Genomic DNA, 17376 nt, shown 5'->3' with positions numbered 1-17376 from the left:
ACGTGGGCTCACTTGGTGGCTGGCAGAGGCAACGCCGTGGTCGATTTGATTCGCTCCATGGCGAAGCTGGAGCTGATGTCGGCGATGCCTGGAATGCCGATCAGGCGCTTGTAGACCGCGTCATACCCTTCGATATCGGGCACCACCAGGCGCAACAGGTAGTCCGTCACGCCAGCCATGCGATAGAGATCGACCACTTCCTCGATTTCCGCCACTTTCTGGTGAAACTCCTTCAGCCAGTCGGCGTTGTGCTGGTTGGTCCTGACGAAGGCGAAGACGGTGACAGGCACGCCGACGCTGCGAGGATCGAGCAGCGCGACGCGTGCGCGTATCACGCCGTTTTCCTCCAGCTTTTGAATCCGCCGCCAACAGGCGGTATTGCTCAGGCCGACGCGTTCGGCGAGTTCGCCCAATGGCAGGGTGCAGTCCTGTTGCAGCAGGGCGAGGATGGAACGATCGAACCTGTCCATGAAGAAAACGACCTGTTAAGAAGATTGGGGAATATACCCTGCATGAGAGGCTCTAAGCCTGGAAAATTATTTCACAATCAGTATTTTTATTAGAAATAAATTCTATAAATCCGTTATGCGGGTCCTGAAAAATCAATTTTTTTCACCGGCTCGTCGCCTAGGATGAGCGCTCATCGAGCTGCCGAACGCAGCGCCTTTCCCTCTGTTCTCAACGGCCCCTTCCATGCCCGAACTCTATTTCGACTACGCCGCCACCACCCCCATCGACGACGCCGTGATCCAGGACATGCTCGCCTGCATGGGCCGCGACGCGACCTTCGGCAATCCCGCATCGGCGTCCCACGCCTTTGGCCAGCGGGCGCGCCTTGCGGTGGAGAAGGCACGCGCACAAGTAGCCGCCCTGGTCGGCACGCAGGCGGAAAATCTCGTCTGGACATCGGGCGCCACGGAATCGAACAACCTCGCGCTCAAGGGCCTGGCAACGGCTGCCGGGGCACGCCGCCACTTCGTCACCAGCCGCCTGGAGCACAAGGCGGTGCTGGATACCGTGCTGCAACTGGAGCGTGAAGGTTTCGAGGTAACCTGGCTGGAGCCCGACCAGGACGGCCTGATCCAGCCACACGCGGTGGCCGAGGCATTGCGCGCGGACACCCTGGTGGTGTCGCTGATGCTGGTCAATAACGAATTGGGCACGCTCACCGACATCGCCAGTATTGGCGAGTCAGTGCGCGCCAGCGGTGCGCTGCTGCATGTCGATGCGGCCCAGGCCACGGGCAAGGTGGCGATCGATCTTTCGACCCTGCCGGTGGACCTGATGTCCTTTTCCGCACACAAGACCTACGGCCCCAAGGGCATTGGCGCCCTGTTCGTGGGCGAGCGGGCCAGGCCACATCTGCAGGCGCAGATCCATGGTGGCGGGCATGAGCGAGGCCTGCGTTCCGGAACCCTGGCGAGCCACCAGATCGTCGGCATGGGCAGCGCGTTCAACCTGGCGGGCGCAGTGATGGACGATGAACTGCCGCGTATTTCCCGGCTGTCCGCGCACTTGCGTGAAGGCCTGTCGGGCCTGCCAGGGGTCCGTCTCAATGGCAGCGCGACGCAACGCATACCGCACACCCTCAACCTGTGCATCGATCATCCCTGGTTCGATGCCGAAAACCTCTCCGGGGCCCTGGCGTTCTCATCCACCTCGGCCTGCAACTCGGCCAGCCACGCGCCGTCCCATGTGCTGCTGGCCCTTGGCCTGAGCGAGAGCCAGGCTTACCGCAGCATTCGCCTGAGTCTGGGGCGGTACACGACCCTCGAAGAGGTCGAGCAGGTCATCGAAGCCATCCGCCGCTGCCTGCCCGATGCGTGACGCAATGGTTCAGGTAGAGAGCGTTTTCGACAGGCGTACCTCGACGTTCAGCCACCTCGTGCACGCCGGGCCTGGCAGTGCATGCGCAGTCATCGACCCGGTGCTCGGCTACGACCGTGAGTCGGGCCGTCTCGATGCAAAGCCTGCGGATGAGCTTCTGGCCTTGATCGAGGCGCGGCACCTTGGGCTGCAATGGATTCTCGAAACCCACGTGCATGCCGACCACCTGTCGGCCGCGGCCTACCTGCGCGAGCGTGCGGGTGGGCGAATCGCCACCGGCCAACATGTGCGCCTGGTGCAGCGGATGATCAGCGAGCGCCATGGCCTGCCTGCCGGCTACTGCGCGGCGAGCGGCCAGTTCGATCATCTGTTCGCCGAGGACGAGCCGTTCCACATCGGCGACTTGCCCGCGCGGGCATGGCATGTGCCCGGGCATACGCCAGCCGACACGGCGTTCATCGTCGCCGCTGAACGGGTGTTCGTCGGCGATACGTTGTTCCAGCCCGATATCGGCACGGCACGTTGTGACTTTCCGGGCGGCAGCGCGCAACAGCTTTATCGCTCGATCCAGCGCCTGCTCGGCTTGCCCGGCAACACGTCGCTGTTCATGTGCCATGACTACCCGACAGGTCGGGAGCCTCGCGCCGTCTGCACGGTGGCGGAACAACTGGCGAACAACGTGCACATCCATCGCGGTGTCAGCGAGGAACAGTTCGTCGCCTGGCGCCAGCGGCGGGATGCGGGGCTGGCGCCGCCCGCGTTGCTGAAGCCGGCCACGCTGTTGAACATCCGCGCGGGTGTCATTCCCGGCCAGGAGGTCGAGGGCGAACGCTATTGCTGGGCACGGGCATCCTGAACGGGCGCGGCGAGTGGACAACAGCCCGTGCTCTCAGCCCGCCTTGGCACCACCGTCGACGTTGAAATCAGCGCCCGTCACCCAGGCGGACTCGTCGGACGCCAGGTAGACCGCCGCCCAGCCGATATCCTCCGGCTGGCCGATACGCTGGCGCAGCATCTGCTTGCCCAGGGCCGCCTGGAGAAAAGCCGGATCGCGCCGCAGGTGTTCACGGGTCGCGCCGGTTTCCACCAAACCGGGCGAGATCGTGTTGGCGCGGATGCCATGCGGGCCGCCTTCCAGCGCCAATTGCCGGGTCATCGCCAGCACCCCGCCCTTGCCAGCGCAGTGGGCCAGGGCCGGTGAGCCTTCGAGGGCCATCCAGGCATTGGCCGAGGCGAAGTTGATGATCGCGCCACCGCCACGCTGCTTGAGGTGTGGCCAGGCGGCCTGGCACAGCAGGAAGACGATATCCAGTTCCCCCGTCAGGGTCTTGCGCCACTGGCTCTGGTAGTCCATCTCCTCGATCCAGGCGAACGCTGCGAACGCGGCAGCGTTGACCAGGATATCGAAACCCGCGTGACGGCTCAGGGTGAAGTCGATCAGGCCCTGCACATCCTGGGGATCGGTCAGGTCGCAAGATTGCGGGCCACTGAGCGCCAGCCCTTCCTGCTCGGCAATCGCCAGGGTTGCCCGCGCGGCGGCGGCATCGATATCGCAGCCGACCACGCAAGCGCCTTCGCGAGCGAACATCAGCGCGCAAGTCTGGCCGATCCCGCTACCGATCCCGGTGACGATCGCCACCTTGCCCGCCAGTCGTTGTCCGTGGCGCATTCAGGCATCCTCCAGGCTGTTGGCGACGATACGCACATCGCAGGGTTTGCGCGGCCGACGCCGGCACAGGCTGGCGAAGAACGCCGCCACGGCGATGGGAATCAGGCAGCCGCCGAGCCAACCGACGGTGGTCGCCAGGTCGCCACTGGTCTTGGTGATCGCCACCACCAGGATCGGGCTGAGGAACATGCCCAGGCAGTAACTGCCGTACCACATGCCCGTACCCAGGCCACGACGCAACCAGGGCAGTTCGCGCATGTTCCAGATCGCCAGGGTCGGCAGCAGCAGGCCACAGCCCAGGCCGTTGATCAGGGCGACCCAGAGCATGCCGCCGCTGTCGGGCACGCCGGGGATCAGCAGGAAACTGGTGGCGATCAGGCCGAAGGCCAGGGCCAGGCAGTGCGGCACGCGCAGGCCCAGGCGGGTCAGCAGGTGCACGGCCAGCGTACCCAGCACGATCATCACACTGCAGGCCGAGGCTATGCTGCCGGCGGTGCGTGGCGAATGCTCGCCGACACCGGCCAGCAGATAAGCCAGTTGGATCTGCAGCACCATGAACACCACGGCGCCGACGAAGGTGATCAGGCAGATGCCCAGCAACAGGCCAGGGCGAAAGACCTGGGCACCGGAGCACGCCTCTTCCTCCTGGGCGCGCGCCATGTCGCTGGCCTTGGGCTCCCAGAGCAGCAACTGGCTGAACACCGCCATCAGCAGCGGCACCGCGTAGACGATATAAGGCACCCGCCAGCCGAACTCGCCCAGGGCGCCGCCGATCATGAAGAACAGGATGGCCGACGCCGAGGCGAAGGTGGTCTGCAGCGCCAGGTATTTGCGCCGTTGCGCGCCGCTGTAGTAGTCACCGATCAGCGTGGTGCTGATGGTCACGATCACCGCTTCGGCACACCCCAGCGCGATGCGGCTGGCGATGATCGTGTACAGCGAGTCGAGGAACATCGGCAGGATACCGAGGATGCCGTAGACGACGATTGCCCAGATCAGCATCGGCTTGCGCCCGAAACGGTCGGCGAGAATCCCCACCACCGGGCTGAGCAAGGCCACCAGCAGGCCGGGGATGGTCAACGCCACCGGCACCAGGAACTCGACGTTCGGCACATCGGCGAAATGCGCCTGCATCTGCGGCAGGCTCGGGGCGATGACAATGGCCGCCATCGGTGCCAGGCAATTGATCAGCAGCAACAGGTAGGTTGCCAGCGTCGCCTTGGGCGATCTGGCCGGGGTGGAGGGATGCATGGGGCGCTCCTGGTAATTGTTTTTATCGCAGGTCGGCAACGGGTACGGCCTTGCAGCCGCCCCGCCAGACTGTATTCGAACTAGTGCGGCATGCCCATGGAGTGCGTGACACCATCGGTGGTGCGGGTAAAGCCGTAGTAGGCGATCCGCACGTCGCTGAACTTGCCTGCCGCGTCGAACTTGTAGAGCACCGCGCCGCGGAAATCGAAGCGCTCGCCCTGGCGGATCGGCCCGAACGGCGTGTCCTGGGCATCGCGCGGTACATGGAAGGTGGCATGCAGTTGCACGGCGAGGGTCTTGCCGTCGTACACGAACTCCTCGACGGCCACCTCCTCGTCCATCGCCCCCCAGATTTTCCGGTAGTGCTCCTTGATCTGCGCCACGCCCTGGAACACCAGGTTGCCGTTGCTCATGCGCGCATCCGGGGCGTAATAGCGCTCGAAGGCCGAAGGGTCCTTGTGGTTGAACAGGTCCAGGTAGCGCTGGAAACTGGCCCGGTCGGTGACCCGGTCAGTGCCGGGGTCGGCTAGCGCAGGGCTGATCTGCAGCGATGCGAATGCGCTGATGAGCAGCGTGAACAAGGCGATCTGTCTGGCAAGTTTCATGTTTCGGTTTCCTTTCTTTTGTTGTTATCTGAGAACCTGGTTATTGGCGCCAGGCCATGGCATTGCGGATCAGCGTTTCGACACTGCCGTCGTGACAGAAACCGATGGCTTCGGCAGCGCGGGCATCCAGCGGCGGCAGATTGCCGAACGCCGCCTGCAAGCCGGCGTCGGCTCGGTACTCGACCAGCTCCCGCCGCGCCTCGCCGAACTGCCGCGCAAGGCCATCGACCAGTTCGCCGATGGTCAGGCGCAGCACCGGCAAGGTGTAGCCACGCCGCGCCTGGACCTGCTCCGGCGCCAGGCGTGCGGCATGCAGCAGGTTGTCGGCGCAGCAGCCCACCGACATCCACCAGGCCACGGCATCGGCGCCCACCGGGCAGGTGAACGGCTCACCGGCGGCCAGCTTCCAGAACAGCTCGCTCATGAACGCCGACAACAGGCCGGAAGGCTCCGGCGGCCGGGCGACGATGCCGGGCAAGCGCAGGAAACGCCCATCGAGCCAGCCACGGCGACTGTAGTCCTGCAACAGCACTTCGCCGGCCAGCTTGTGCGCGCCATAGGAAAGTCCAGGGTTCAAAGCCGTGTCGTCGTCGACCAGACTCGGCAGCGGCGAGCCGTACACCGCGATGGTGCTGGTGAACACCACGCGCGGGCAGTTACCCTGGCGGCGCAGGCGCTCGAACAGATCGAGCGTCGCCAGCAGGTTGACCTCCAGCCCCAGCTCGTAATTGCGCTCCGCCGCGCCACCGGGAATGCTCGCCAGGTGGAACACCAGGTCCGGCGCGACGTCCAGCGCCGCGTCGAGCACCGCTGAGTCAGCGATGCTGCCACTGACCAGGTGCACACGCGGGTCCGCCGGCAAGTGCTCGCCACTCATGTCGGCGACCGTCAGCCGGGTCAGCGCTGGCATACCGGGAACGACCGACGCCGAGGCCAGTAAACGCTTGACCAGTTCGCGGCCGACGAAACCATTGCCTCCCGTGACCAGAACCTTCATGCCGCGCCCTCCTTCGCCACCATGCGGTGCTCGATGGCGCCGAACAGCGATTGCCCGTCCACGCCCTTCATTTCAAAACGCAGCACCTCGTCGAAGCCCATGAACGGCGTGATCGACTCGCCGTGATCGATCTTCTCGATGGCCCGGCGCTCGGCCAGGCAGGCCGAGCCGACCTCGCGGTAGCCCTGGTTGGAAAAGGTGCCGGAGGCGAGCACGGTGCCGGCGCGCAGGTTGCGGTTGTAGGCCAGGTGGCTGATCAGTTCGCCGAAACTGAAATCCATCTCCGCGCCATTCGGGTTGCCGAACCAGTCGCCGTTGCGGCTGACCTGCAAATCCAGATGCACACGGCCGTCGCGCCAGGCCTCACCCAACTCGTCCGGGGTGATCGCCACCGGCGCGAACACCGTGGCCGGCTTGGCGTTGATCAGGCCGAAGCCCATCGACAGCTCGCGAAACAGGTGGCTGCGCATCGACACGTCGTTGAGCAGCAGGAACAGCTTGATGTGTTCTTGGGCATTGGTTGCGTCGATCCCCATCGGCACATCGTCGAGGACCACCGCGACCTCGCCCTCGAAGTCGCAATTGTCCTGTTCCGTGGGGAACGGGTAGTCATCGCGTGGACCGAGGAAATCATCCCCCTGGCGCTGCACCAGGATCGGAATGCCGGCCTGCTTCTTCACGTTGAGGTCGTAGGCGCGCTCCATGATCTTGCCGTGATTGAGGAACGCCGAGGCATCGACGAACTGATAGGCGCGTGGCAGTGGCGCCATCACCCGTTCAGGGTCGAAGACCAGGGCATCGGGCCGTTCACCGGCATTCAACGCCTGGTATTCGGCATTCAACAGCGGCTCCATGTGTGTCCAACGCTCGATGGCCTGCTGCATGGTGGACACCGTACGCGCGGTCACTGCCCGGCTCAGGTCACGCGAGACCACCAGCAGTCGCCCATCGCGGCTGCCGTCTCTGAGGGTTGCCAGTTTCATTGGCTGTTCTCCTTGTCACTCGTGGCTCGATGCCACAGTTCGGGGCACTGGATCAGTTCGATCAGGTTGCCTGCCGGGTCGCGGATGAAGGCCATCGGCGTGCCCTGCACCACCTTCTCGAAGACGATGTCGGCGCCCTTCTCACGCAAGCCCTGGACGCTGGCTGGCACATCCAGCACGGCCAGGCACATGTGCTTGTTGCCGTGGGTGCGCACATCCTGGTTCGGTTCGCGCCGTTCGGCCGGCAAAGCGCTGGCACCGGCCACCTGGAACAGCTCGATGCGGAAATCGCCGTGGCGCATGAACGCCACGTCGGCCGGGATGATGTCGATGAAGGCGCGCATCTCCACCTCGAAGCCGAACATGCGCCCATACCAGTCGATGGCGGCCTCCATGTCCGGCACGCTGACGCCGAAGTGGTGGGGTTTGATCTCGGGGTAATTCATGAACGATCCCCTCAACTCAAGGGGCGACCGCCATCCACAGGGATGACGGCGCCAGTGGTGAAGGTCAGGTAACAGGCCACCGCCAGCACGGCGTTGGCCACCTCGTCGGGCTCGGCCAGGCGCCGCAGCGGCGTACGCGCGGCCTGCTCGTCGCGCCAGCCCTGGTCCATGCTCTTGACGAACTCGGTGTCGGCCAGGCCGGGCGACACCGATACCACCCGGATCGACGGCGCCAAGGCACGGGCCAGGGAACGGGTCATGTTGTCCACGGCCGCCTTCGAGGCGCAGTAGGCGACATTGCTGCCCATGGCGCTCACGGCGGCAATCGAGGAAATGTTCACCACCAGGCCATCGCCACTCTTTTCCAGCAAGGGCCGCAGTGCCCGCACCATGGCGAATGGCCCACGCACGTTGGTCGCGAGAATCTGGTCGAACAACCCATCGTCGAGCGCGTCGAGATCGGCATGGGCCACGAAGCGCGTGGTGCCCGCGCAATTGACCAGGATGTCGCAGCGGCCATAACGCGACGCCACCGCCTCGGCCAGCCGGTGCAGCGCCGCACTGTCGGTCACCGGCGCAGACAGCGCGGCATGGCTCATCGCCGTCGCCGGCAAGCTCGCCGCCAACCGCTCGGCCGGCTCCCGGGAGCTGTTGTAGCCGACCACCACCGTGGCTCCGGCGCCCGCCAGTCGCCGGCAGATGGCAGCGCCGATGTTACCAGCACCGCCGCTGACCACGGCCACTCGCCCGTGCAGAGAAAGGCCCATGGTTCAGGCCGTCTTCTTCAGGCGACGAACGCGGATATCGGCCTGTTCCTTGTGCCCGGAGAAATGCTCCAGGGCGCACAGCCGCGAGCAGTATTCGCCGATCATTACCGAGGCCTCGTCGGTCAGCACCCGCTGGTAGGTGTGGGTCTTGATGAACTTGCCCACCCACAGGCCACCGGTGTAGCGCCCGGCGCCCATGGTCGGCAGGGTGTGGTTGGTGCCGATCACCTTGTCGCCGTAGGACACGTTGGTACGGTGGCCGAGGAACAGGCCGCCGTAGGCAGTCATGCGCTCGAGGAACCAGTCCGGATCGCGGGTCATCACCTGCACGTGCTCGGAGCAGATGCGTTCGGACTCGCGCAGCATCTCCTCGTCGCTGTCGCAGAGGATGATCTCGCCGTAGTCACGCCAAGCCACGCTGGCCACCGGCGCGGTATCCAGACGAGCCAACACCTGCTCGATGGCAGCCGGCAGTTCCTCGGCGATGCGCTCGCTGGTGGTGATGCAGAAGGCCGGCGAGGTCGGCCCGTGCTCGGCCTGGCCCAGCAGGTCGACGGCGACCAGTTCGGCGTCCACGCTGTCGTCGCAGATCACCATGGTCTCGGTCGGCCCGGCGAACAGGTCGATGCCCACGCGCCCGTAGAGCTGGCGCTTGGCCTCGGCGACGTAGGCGTTGCCCGGTCCGACGATCATGTCCACCGCAGCGATGCTCTCGGTGCCCAGGGCCATCGCGGCCACGCCCTGCACGCCGCCCATGACGTAGATTTCATCGGCGCCGGCCAGGGCCATGGCGGCGATGATCTCGGCCGACGGCTTGCCGTCGAACGGTGGCGCGCAGGCGATCACCCGCTTGACCCCGGCGACCTTGGCGGTCAGCACGCTCATGTGCGCCGAGGCCAGCAACGGGTACTTGCCACCCGGGATGTAGCAGCCCACCGAATTGACCGGGATGTTCTTGTGCCCCAGCACCACGCCCGGCAGGGTTTCCACCTCGACGTCGCGCAGCGACATCAGTTGCACCTGGGCGAAGCGGCGAATCTGTGCCTGGGCGAACTTGATGTCCTCGATGGCCTGCGGGCTCAGCGAGTCGATGCAGGCCTGGATTTCCTCCGCGCTCAGGCGCAGGGACGGCGGGTTCCATTTGTCGAACTTCTCGGAATACTCGCGCACCGCCGCCTCGCCACGCTCCTCGACGGCACGAATGATCTGCTCGACCGTGCTGCGAACCTGGTTGTTGAGTTCCGCCTTGACCTCGGCCGGCTTGCCTTTCTTCAGGTACTTGATCATTGCTTGCTCCTCTGTCGTTTGTTGCCCGCGCCCCCGGCGCGAGCGTGTTCGTTCGCTCACATGCGCTCAGCCGGGCACTCCACCTCGACGCCCAGGGCGACGATGAAGCGCGCAACCATGTTGTAGCTAGCGATGACCCCGACCAGCTCCACCAGCCCGGTGTCGTCCAGCTCGCCGCGCAGCGTTTCGAGCAGGCCAGGCGATACCCGCCCCTGGCGCGTCATCTCCAGGGCCAGGCGCAGCACATCGCGCTCCAGGCGGCTGAACAGGTGTTCGTGTTCGATGGCCCGCTTCAGGTCGCGCAGCGCGTTGAATTGCGCGGGCGTGCCGCCAGCCTTGAGAAACAGCGGCCCGTGGTGGTGCATTTCGTACTCCGCGCCGCACAGGCCGCAGACCGCGCACAGCGCCAGCTCGCGCAGCTTGGCGGGCAGGCTCAGCTCGTTGCGCAGCTTGCCCAGCAACGCCCCCCAGCCCTGGGTGAACGGCACGCTGTGCAACAACATGCGGTCGAGGTTGAGCAGCGTGCCGCCACGCCGCTCGAGAATCGCTTGCACCAGCTCATCCGGCCCAGCGGCATCGAGCGGCTTGTAGGGAATTCCCGGCATGATCGATCAGTCTCCATCAGGGCCATGAACGGCTTTCAAATCCAGGGTTTGGCTCGCACCGTTCGCCTCGCGCAGCGTGTGCCCGGGCAACAGGTAGTACGCCAGGGCGGGCAGCAACAGCAGCGCGCCGACCATGTTCCAGAGGAACATGAAGGCCAGCAGGATGCCCATGTCGGCCTGGAACTTGATCGCCGAGAACGCCCAGGTGCAGACGCCGATGGCCAGGGTCAGGCCGGTCAGCAGCACGACCTTGCCGGTGAAGGTCAGCGCCGCGTAATAGGCTTGCGACAGGCTGTCGCCAGCGCGCATCCGCGCCAGGGTCACCGAGAGGATGTACAGCGCATAGTCGACACCGATGCCCACGCCGAGGGCGATCACCGGCAAGGTGGCGACCTTCACGCCCATGCCCAGGGCGACCATCAGCGCCTCGGCGAGCAGCGAGGTCAGCATCAGCGGCAACACCGCGACCACCACCGCCCGCCAGGAGCGGAAGGTGATGAAGCACAGCAGAATCACCGCGCCGTAGACCAGCACCAGCATCTGCCGCCAGGCCTGCTTGACCACGATATTGGTCGCCGCGTCGATGCCGGCGCTGCCACCGGCCAGCTTGAAATGGATGTCGGCAGTGTCGTTGGCGGCGGCGAAGGCTTCGACGTGCTCGACCAGCCGCGTCAGGGTGTCGGCCTTGTGGTCCTTGAGATAGACGTACAGCGTCAGCAGGTCGCAGGCATCGTTGTACAGGCCACGGGGGGCGCCGGCGGTGATGAAGTTGAGCATCGACTGGTTCTTGATCAGCTCGAACCATTTCGGCTGGCCTTCGTTGAGACCGATCAGCACCTGGCGGTTGAGCAGCGCCAGCGAATTGGTCGACTCCACCCCCGGCAACTGGCGCAGTTGCCACTCCAGGGCATCGACGCGCCTGAGCACTTCGTAGCCCGCGCAGCTACCCGCCCCCCTGGTTTCCACCATCACCGCGAAGACATCGCTGCTGGCACCGAAGCGCTCGTTCATGAAGGCCACGTCGCGGTTGTAGCGCGAGTCGTCACGCAGCTCCGGCGCACCGGGATCGAGATCGCCGATCTTCAGTTGCTGGCTGCCGACGATACCGACAGCGGTGAGCGCCACGGCGCCGAATATCGCCAGCAACGCCCCACGACGGCGGGTGAACAGATCGAGGAAGGCCCACAGCGGATGGCGCGCATCCTTGCCCTCGGCCTGCAGGCTACGCTGCGCCGCCGTCTGGCTGACGCCGGTGAAGGACAGCAGGATCGGCAGCAGGATCAGGTTGGTGAAGATCAACACGGCCACGCCCAGGCTGGCGGCGATCGCCAATTCCTGGATGACCTTGATGTCGATCACCAGCAACACGGCAAAGCCCACCGCGTCGGCGAGCAGCGCGGTCAGGCCGGCGAGGAACAGGCGGCGAAAGGTGAAACGCGCCGCCACGTACTTGTGCGTGCCGCGGCCGATGTCCTGCATGATGCCGTTCATCTTCTGCGCGCCGTGGCTCATGCCGATGGCGAACACCAGGAACGGCACCAGCATCGAATAAGGGTCGAGGTCGTAGCCCAGCGTGGCGATCAGCCCCAGCTGCCAGACCACTGCGACCAGCGAACTGGCCACCACCAGCGTGGTGCTGCGCACGCAACGGGTATAACCGAACACCATGGCGGTAACGATGGCGACCGCCAGGGCGAAGAACAGCAGCACCTCGCGCAGGCCGTCGATGAGGTCGCCGACGATCTTGGCGAAACCGGTGATATGCAACTGGATATCGCCCTGCTGGTAGCGGCTGCGCAGGTCTTCCAGGCTGGCGGACAGGGTCGCGTAGTCAATGGCGCTGCCATCGGCCATGCGGCTGAGCAACGGCACGTAGATGACACTGGCGCTGCCATCGAGGGCGACCAGTTGGCCGACCTCGCCGGAGCGGTCGAGGTTGGCGCGCAACTGTTGCAGGCTGGCCGGCGAGCCATCGTAGTCCTCGGGAATCACCGGACCGCCTTCCATGCCCTCCTCGGTGACGCCGGTCCAGCGCGTGCTCGGCGTCCACAGCGACTTCATGCCGGCACGGTCGACGCCTGGAATCAGGAACACCTCGTCGTTGAGCTGGCGTAGCGTCTCCATGTAGGCGGCGCTGTAGATACTGCCGGACCGACTGACCACGCCGATGCGCACGGCATTGCCGAGGCCGCGCAAGTCGTCCTGGTGCGCCAGGTAGTTGGCGATGTACGGGTGGCTGGTGGGAATGGTCTTCTCGAAGCTGGCATTGAGTTGCAGCGAGGTGGCCTTCCAGCCGAGCAGCAGACTGACCAGCAGGCAGAGAGCGATCACCGCCAGGCGATGGTTGAACAGCAGGCGCTCCAGCAGGTTGCCGGATGCCTGATCGAAATCGGCGAGGTTGGACACCGTGGAAAAGTCGTGGGAATCGGGCTTGTGCATGGCTGTGCTCACTACTCAGTTATGACCCGGCACGCCGGTGACGACGAGACCTTGCAGGCTGCTGACCAACAGGCCGCCGTCAGCCTTGCGCAGCAGAGCGGTGGGCGGCGGCAACGACGCGGCGTTGAGCACAGCGAAGCGCTGCCCGCGAGCTTGGCTTTCGAGAAGTTGGCCGGCCTGGTTGAGCAGGAACAAGCGGCCATCAGCACCGAGCAGGCTGGCAACCACCGAGACCTGGGCCGGCAATTCGAGGCGACGCCACGTCTGGCCTCGATCGCTGGAGCGGAAGGCATTGCCGCGCAGGCCGGCGATCACAACCTGGCCGGCGTCGGCGACCACCGTGAAATAGCTGCCCTGGTAAGGCGTTTGCAGGCGCGCGAAGCTGGCGCCGTTATCATCGGAGCGGAATACCCGCCCTTCCTCGCCGACCACATAGAGGCTGCCGCCCGCCGCGGCGATCGAGTAGAGATGGCGCGCGCCCGGGTTGTCCAGGCTGGCCGACAGCGACCGCCAGCTCTTGCCACCGTCGCGGGTAGCGAGGATCAGGTTGTAGGCGCCGACCACCAGGCCGTTCGATTCGTCGCTGAAATAGACATCGAGAAACGGCTTGTCCGGGCCGTCGGCGACCATTCTCTGGGCGTTGACCAAGGCTGCCGATGGCTGGTCGCCCTCGGCCGGCTGCGCCTCGGCTTCTGCCAGTACCAGCTCGGCGGCCTGTTCGCCGTTCAGTTGCACCTGCCAGCTTTCGCCGCCATCGCTGCTGTGCAGCACGGTGCCGAAATGGCCGACTGCCCAGCCCTGCTTCGGCGTCGGGAAACGCACGGCGGTGAGCCCGGCGCTGACCGGCACCCGGGCCTGGCGCCAGCTCGCGGCGTCATCGTCGGAGAGCAGGATCAGGCCCCGCTCGCCCACTGCAACCAGGCGGCTGCCGGTGTTCTGCATGGCCTGGATCACGGCGTGGGCGGGCGCTTCGACTGCCAGTGCCGGGCGCGTGTCGGCATCGCCCAGTGGCGCCGCCTCGAGGCGGGCCGAAGGCGCAAGCGCAACGGCCAGGGCAAGCACGCAGCAAATGCGCGCATGAGCGCGGACGAAACGGCCACGGCCGCTTGGCAAGGCAATCTTCATGGAGGCTATCTCTTGTAATTGTTATCGCAGCAAGGTGAAGCGCAGACAGCTAGAAGACCGTGCCACCGTCGGCATTCAGGACCTGCCCGGTGATGAAACCGGCATCCGCGCTGGTGATGAATGCCAGCAGGCCGCAGAGGTCTTCCGGTACGCCGTTGCGCTTGATCAGTTGCTGCTGGCACACCGCCTCGAACAACGCCGGCGGCAGGTTCTTCTCGGAAGCGGCGGTACGGGTCAGCCCTGGAGCGATGGCATTGACCGTGATGCCCTGCGGCCCAAGCTCCGCAGCCAGGGCGCGGACCAGGCCGATGCCAGCCATCTTGGTGGTGATGTAGGCGGTGAAGTTCGGCATCGGATTGCCGACCGTGCTGGAAGCGATCTGCACGATACGGCCATAACCGCGACGGGCCATCTGCGGGGCGAATCCCTGGGCCAGCAGCAGCGAGGCCTCGACGTTGACCGCCTGGAAACGGCGGAAGGTTTCGAGAGTCAGTTCGGCGAACGGCACCAGGGGCATGTAGGCCGCGTTGTTGACCAGGATGTCGCAATGGCCGAAGCGCTCCAGCACGTTGGCGACGAAACGCTGCACAGCCTGGGCATCGGCGAGGTCGAAGGCCTCGGCGTACGCTTCACGCCCCAACTCGCGGACCATCGCAGCGGTCTGCTCGGGCGGCTCCAGGTCGGCCAGCGCCAGGTGGCAACCCTGCTCTGCCAGGCGGCGTGCAAAGTGCTGGCCAAGGGCACCGGCCGCGCCGGTGATGACCGCAACGCGATCCTGATGACTATTGCGCACGTCGAATCTCCTGTTTGTTCTTGTTATGCGGCGAAGGTCGTTGCCATTGCCGTGTTCGATGGCATGACCTTATCGCCGGGAAAATCATTCGGGAAATCGTTTGTTGGAATCCGAGGTATCCATGGAACGGATTGGTTGAGCAGCGGCGACACACCTTCAGCTTCGGCCGCAGAAAAAAGCCAAAGCCCAGCGAGGTGCTGGGCTTTGCCTTGAAGCCTGAAGTTGTCCATCGACCTTAAATGGGTGCGCGCAACGCCGCCTGGGCATCGACCATGATCCGGGTATGTTCTTCCAGCGATCCACCGGACTGCTCGATCTCGCCCAGCCGGCCCGAAGCACGTACCACCAGGCTGGCGCGGTCGTAGTGACGCCCCGCATAGGCCAGCAGCGCGCCTTCGAGGGAATGGCGGCGCTGCAGTTCCTCGGCCAGGACGATGGCACCCTCGACGGCGATACCGGCACCGGATGCCAGGTGTGGCGTGGTGGCATGCACCGTGTCGCCAAGCAACACGATGCGGCCCTTGTGCCAGGGCCCCTTGATCATGTGCCCGGCCAATGGCCGGTAGAGCAGCCGGGGATTGGGCAACGAGCCATCGAGCAGGCCCTGGCGGATTTCCCCGACCTGGCCGCCGAATTCCTCCAGCAGCTCGGCCAGCTTGCCCGGCCATTGCTCGGGCGGGATGAAATCCATGCCCTCGCGGCGGTCGAGGACGAACAGGTAGCATTCGTCGGCGCTGATCGGGTTCATCCCCGCCTTGGTGGTCTTGCCCATGTACACCGTGGAGTTCTCGCGCCGGCGCGGCACCACCGCGCGCCACGAGCCCTGGCCGGTGAACACGGGTCCGGGGTGTTCCGGCAGGACCAGCTTGCGCACCGTCGAGTTGACGCCATCGGCACCGATCACCAGGTCGTAGCGTCCATGGCTGCCATCGCTGAAGGTCACGTCCACGCCCTGCTCGTCCTGGCTCATGCCCTGGAAACTGAGGCCCAGGCGTATGCGTGCCCCAGCCCGCTCGGTGGCGTTGGCGAGGATCTTCGCCAGCACCGGGCGCAATACCCCAGCGGCTGCCGGCAGGTCCTCGGCACCGATGGTCGGCGGCACCGCGACGGTGCGCGTAAGGTTGCCATTGGCGTCGCAGATATCGATCGCACGCCAGGTGCCGCCCTCCTCCAGCACCTGCTCGACGATGCCGATCTGACGCAAGCCGCGCAGGGTCGGCCCGCTGATGGTGATGCCCGCGCCATCGGGCGCCCACTGTGGATTGATCTCCACCAGGTCGACGGCGATGCCTTGCTTGCTCAATTGGATGGCGGCGCACATGCCGCCAATGCCACCGCCGATGATCAGCGCGTTGTTGATCAATGCCATGATCGTTCTCCTGCGATAAACCGGGTTGCGCTGTTCATTCGGTGGTGCCGCCGAGCTTTTCTGCCAACCAGTCGGCGATCAGCGCACCGGCATTGACGGGGTTGTCCAGGGAACTGTGTTCGACGCCGCCTTCGCGGGCGGTGAAGATCAGCAGTTGCTTGTCCGGGCTGTTGCTCAACTGCTCGAAGGTCTGCTGGGCGTAGCGCAGCGGGATCTGCCGGTCGCCCTCGCCATGGGTGACCAGGAACGGCACGCGGATATTCTCCAGCACGCCGTTGAGGTGCATCTTTTCCGCCTTGCTGAAGAAGTCGTCCATGTCGCGAGCGCCGAACACCCATTGCACGTGCTTCCAGTAATGCGGCACCGGGTTCTCGCCCTCGCGCTTGAGACGCGCCTGCTGCACTTCGCGCCAGTCATGGTTGGCGCCCCACACCGCGCCACAGGCGAAACGCGGCTCGAAGGCCACCGCACGCGGGCAGTAGTAGCCACCCAGCGATACGCCCAGGGCAGCGATGCGCTTGGCGTCCACGTGCGGCTGCTGTTCCAGCCAGTCGACCACCCTGGCCGCCCACACCTCGGTGTTGTAGACCGCCGGCATGCCGTGCAGGCGCAGCGCCTCGCCGGTGCCCGGCTGGTCGATGAACAGGGCGGACAGGCCGCGCTGGGCGAACTGCGTACCCATCACGCTTTTCTGCAACATCTCCTTGGTGCTATCCAAGCCATTGATGATCACCACCATGGGCGCGCGCTGACCGTCAGCCAGGCCTTGAGCCGGCACATAGAGCGCGCTGATGTGCGCGTCGCCATAGGGAATTTCCACGCGCCGGCAATTCTCCCGGCTCAACAAGCGGCCCTGCTCGAACAGTTCCAGCGAGCGCTTGTACAGCGCCAGCCGATGCTCGTAGCCATGGGCCTGCATGCGCTCGGCAATGCAGTAGTACAGGCCGGCGCGGCCCAGCTTGTCGCCGGCGGAGCGCTTGCGGCCACGGGCAAGATCGTCGTCGGCCAAGTCGATCAGCTTGTCGCCACCGCCCTTCCAGGCCTCGTAGAACGCCTGGGTGCCGGGATCGTCGCCAGCGCGGGCGGCCTCCAGCAGCGGCGCGCACATGGCGTCCACCTCGCCGATATTGCCGCCATGGGTCAGGGCAATCATCGTCGAGAGGCTCCAGACGTAGTTGGTTGGAAAATACTGGAACATGATTCGGTCCTTTTG

General features: G+C 65.4%; 17 protein-coding genes. 2 read left to right on the top strand and 15 right to left on the bottom strand.

Going from position 1 to position 17376, the window contains the following annotated elements; all coding sequences use genetic code 11:
* Positions 1-8: 8 nt before the first annotated feature.
* Complete coding sequence (locus ACSZPK_RS23165; RefSeq protein ID WP_437883939.1) at positions 9-470, bottom strand: Lrp/AsnC family transcriptional regulator; 462 nt, start codon at positions 468-470, stop codon at positions 9-11.
* 223 nt (positions 471-693) lie between these two features.
* Between ACSZPK_RS23165 and ACSZPK_RS23160 the strand changes: the two genes are divergently transcribed.
* Both ACSZPK_RS23160 and ACSZPK_RS23155 read left to right on the top strand, forming a co-directional pair.
* A complete protein-coding gene (locus ACSZPK_RS23160; RefSeq protein ID WP_437883938.1) occupies positions 694-1827 on the top strand; it encodes a cysteine desulfurase family protein in 1134 nt (377 codons plus the stop codon).
* A 4-nt stretch (positions 1828-1831) separates the two neighbouring features.
* Positions 1832-2683, top strand: coding sequence for an MBL fold metallo-hydrolase (locus ACSZPK_RS23155; RefSeq protein WP_437883937.1), 852 nt, complete (start codon positions 1832-1834; stop codon positions 2681-2683).
* A gap of 33 nt (positions 2684-2716) precedes the next feature.
* Here ACSZPK_RS23155 and ACSZPK_RS23150 read toward each other — a convergent pair whose 3' ends face one another.
* The 14 genes from ACSZPK_RS23150 to ACSZPK_RS23085 form a co-directional block, all read right to left on the bottom strand.
* Positions 2717-3496 (bottom strand): SDR family NAD(P)-dependent oxidoreductase, encoded by a 780-nt coding sequence (locus ACSZPK_RS23150; protein WP_437883936.1) that lies wholly within the window; start codon positions 3494-3496, stop codon positions 2717-2719.
* Positions 3497-4747 carry an MFS transporter gene (locus ACSZPK_RS23145; protein ID WP_437883935.1) on the bottom strand — a complete coding sequence of 417 codons (1251 nt, stop codon included), beginning with the start codon at positions 4745-4747 and terminating at the stop codon, positions 3497-3499.
* 80 nt (positions 4748-4827) lie between these two features.
* On the bottom strand, positions 4828-5352 hold the full coding sequence (locus ACSZPK_RS23140; protein WP_437883934.1) for a nuclear transport factor 2 family protein: 525 nt from the start codon (positions 5350-5352) through the stop codon (positions 4828-4830).
* Between the two features lie 40 nt (positions 5353-5392).
* On the bottom strand, positions 5393-6349 hold the full coding sequence (locus tag ACSZPK_RS23135; RefSeq protein WP_437883933.1) for an NAD-dependent epimerase/dehydratase family protein: 957 nt from the start codon (positions 6347-6349) through the stop codon (positions 5393-5395).
* Positions 6346-7332, bottom strand: a complete 987-nt coding sequence (locus tag ACSZPK_RS23130) for a fumarylacetoacetate hydrolase family protein (protein WP_437883932.1) — start codon at positions 7330-7332, stop codon at positions 6346-6348. Before ACSZPK_RS23130 ends, ACSZPK_RS23135 begins: the two co-directional genes overlap by 4 nt.
* On the bottom strand, positions 7329-7778 hold the full coding sequence (locus tag ACSZPK_RS23125) for a VOC family protein (RefSeq protein WP_437883931.1): 450 nt from the start codon (positions 7776-7778) through the stop codon (positions 7329-7331). The genes ACSZPK_RS23130 and ACSZPK_RS23125 overlap by 4 nt, the downstream gene beginning before the upstream one ends.
* 11 nt (positions 7779-7789) lie before the next feature.
* Positions 7790-8545 carry an SDR family NAD(P)-dependent oxidoreductase gene (locus tag ACSZPK_RS23120; RefSeq protein ID WP_437883930.1) on the bottom strand — a complete coding sequence of 252 codons (756 nt, stop codon included), beginning with the start codon at positions 8543-8545 and terminating at the stop codon, positions 7790-7792.
* 3 nt (positions 8546-8548) lie between these two features.
* Positions 8549-9832, bottom strand: a complete 1284-nt coding sequence (gene hisD, locus ACSZPK_RS23115; protein WP_437883929.1) for a histidinol dehydrogenase — start codon at positions 9830-9832, stop codon at positions 8549-8551.
* Between the two features lie 56 nt (positions 9833-9888).
* Positions 9889-10437 (bottom strand): carboxymuconolactone decarboxylase family protein, encoded by a 549-nt coding sequence (locus ACSZPK_RS23110; protein WP_437883928.1) that lies wholly within the window; start codon positions 10435-10437, stop codon positions 9889-9891.
* A gap of 6 nt (positions 10438-10443) precedes the next feature.
* The gene (locus ACSZPK_RS23105; protein WP_437883927.1) at positions 10444-12876 is read right to left on the bottom strand and encodes an efflux RND transporter permease subunit; all 2433 of its coding nucleotides are present in this window, start codon (positions 12874-12876) and stop codon (positions 10444-10446) included.
* Between the two features lie 15 nt (positions 12877-12891).
* A complete protein-coding gene (locus tag ACSZPK_RS23100; protein WP_437883926.1) occupies positions 12892-14001 on the bottom strand; it encodes a WD40/YVTN/BNR-like repeat-containing protein in 1110 nt (369 codons plus the stop codon).
* Positions 14002-14050: 49 nt separating this feature from the next.
* Positions 14051-14794, bottom strand: a complete 744-nt coding sequence (locus ACSZPK_RS23095; protein ID WP_437883925.1) for an SDR family NAD(P)-dependent oxidoreductase — start codon at positions 14792-14794, stop codon at positions 14051-14053.
* A gap of 235 nt (positions 14795-15029) precedes the next feature.
* Positions 15030-16163 (bottom strand): FAD-dependent oxidoreductase, encoded by a 1134-nt coding sequence (locus tag ACSZPK_RS23090; RefSeq protein WP_437883924.1) that lies wholly within the window; start codon positions 16161-16163, stop codon positions 15030-15032.
* Positions 16164-16197: 34 nt separating this feature from the next.
* The gene (locus tag ACSZPK_RS23085; protein ID WP_437883923.1) at positions 16198-17361 is read right to left on the bottom strand and encodes an alpha/beta hydrolase family protein; all 1164 of its coding nucleotides are present in this window, start codon (positions 17359-17361) and stop codon (positions 16198-16200) included.
* Positions 17362-17376: the final 15 nt, after the last annotated feature.

The sequence above is a fragment of the Pseudomonas sp. LRF_L74 genome (assembly GCF_965644255.1).
GTDB lineage: Bacteria > Pseudomonadota > Gammaproteobacteria > Pseudomonadales > Pseudomonadaceae > Aquipseudomonas.
This window is presented reverse-complemented; position numbering and strand designations above follow the sequence as displayed.